Source organism: Alteromonas sp. BMJM2, assembly GCF_027257845.1.
Lineage (GTDB): Bacteria > Pseudomonadota > Gammaproteobacteria > Enterobacterales > Alteromonadaceae > Alteromonas.
In genome coordinates this window covers 1-1452 of the sequence record NZ_JAPVOT010000053.1, presented here as the reverse complement: position 1 = coordinate 1452, position 1452 = coordinate 1, and the positions used below count along the sequence as shown (strand labels likewise).

Annotated in this window: 3 protein-coding genes; all 3 read right to left on the bottom strand. The window is 43.0% G+C overall.

The window, feature by feature from the left end:
• Positions 1-121: 121 nt before the first annotated feature.
• The 3 genes from O9X84_RS19480 to O9X84_RS19470 all read right to left on the bottom strand — a co-directional run bounded on the left by O9X84_RS19480 (position 122) and on the right by O9X84_RS19470 (position 1281).
• Complete coding sequence (locus tag O9X84_RS19480) at positions 122-610, bottom strand: hypothetical protein (RefSeq protein WP_269521312.1); 489 nt, start codon at positions 608-610, stop codon at positions 122-124.
• Between the two features lie 99 nt (positions 611-709).
• Positions 710-1003 carry a HigA family addiction module antitoxin gene (locus tag O9X84_RS19475; protein WP_269521311.1) on the bottom strand — a complete coding sequence of 98 codons (294 nt, stop codon included), beginning with the start codon at positions 1001-1003 and terminating at the stop codon, positions 710-712.
• On the bottom strand, positions 1003-1281 hold the full coding sequence (locus O9X84_RS19470; RefSeq protein WP_269521313.1) for a type II toxin-antitoxin system RelE/ParE family toxin: 279 nt from the start codon (positions 1279-1281) through the stop codon (positions 1003-1005). Before O9X84_RS19470 ends, O9X84_RS19475 begins: the two co-directional genes overlap by 1 nt.
• Positions 1282-1452: the final 171 nt, after the last annotated feature.

Below are 1452 nucleotides of genomic sequence, written 5' to 3'. Positions count from 1 at the left end.
TTTGCCTAACATCAACCATGACAGACGAAGTAAACGAGTTCTAAAAAGGCAACGGTATTGATCTTGAAATAGCGGTCAAAGGGCTATCTTTTTTCATTGACAGCCCGGAGGCTCATATGTGTTAGGTTTCATTGTGATTCAACGAAGAAAGAACAGATTTCAATTGCGGAATTGCAGATTGAACAGAGCCCATACCTTCTAGTGAAACCATTAACACGCCTTTATTAGTGCCGAGACACGCAGCAACTAAATGCCCTTCTTCATTTGGCCCTGAATAAGCAACTAATTCCCAAGGCGCACTTGTTTGACCCTCTAAAGGGGCAAGTTGAGAATATAATTCCATTTTTGGGAGTTGTTCATTGAGGTTTGATAAGTAGCTTTTTATTTCAGCTAATATCTCAGCTCCCTTTTCTACGGATGGCACAATGTAGACTGAAAGAATGATTACCTGCTCTGATTCTTCATTTGCAGCAACAGTTGTCGTTTTGTTTGTATTTACAACGGACCAGCCATTTCCGAGGGTTAAAGAAAAGCCATTGGATTGGATTTCTTGAGACACAGAACTAAACGCTGTAACTATCAAAATCAGACCGAAAAACATCACTTTCATTTAATCAGTTCCTTTGAAACATAACGCCCTAATTTGGCGGCACTAACGCGTGGGCTAAACTGCGCAGCAGAGCCCGCGTGTTTGTGTCCCCAACATTTGTTAGGCGGCATGCAGATCTATTGGCTGCACGTTATCCAAATTGATGTTCTGCTTTGCCTGCCAAAGGTCGTAATTGTCTTGCATGCTAAGCCAACTTTCCGGGCTGCGGCCTAATACCTTTGATAGCCTTAATGCCATTTCTGGTGACACTGCACTTTTCCCCTTAACGACGCGATTGAGTGTAGAAGCGGCAACACCAAGATGTGTCGCAAGTGTCCGGCAACTTATGCCGTGTGGCTCCATATAAATGGACTCAATAAATTCACCGGGATGTGGTGGGTTATGCATATTCATTAGTGATAATCCTCGTAATTTAAGATGTAAGCATTACCATCCACGAACTCGAAAGTTACTCTCCAATTACCATTAACTGATATCGACCAAATATTTGACCTTTCTCCTTTAAGTTGGTGAAGAGAAAATCCGGGCAAATTAATGTCATCGATATCTTGTGCGGTATGGATAGCAGCTAACTGCATGCGAAGTTTTTGCGCGTGCTTAGTCTGGATGCCTGAAGTTTTCCCTTTTTCGAAAAAGAGCTTCAGACCCTTATGTTTAAATGACTTAATCATAGGAAGAGTGTAGCGCATTGCGCAACGCGGTGCAACTTGACGCCTAACGCCTCGTTAAGGGGCGAATTCAGTTGGCTAAAATTGTGAGCGAAGCGAAACTAGCCAACTGTTATGAGTCCCGCTTGAACGACTTGTTATATGCCTGTTAGTGCAGATCTGCGAACACTTCAG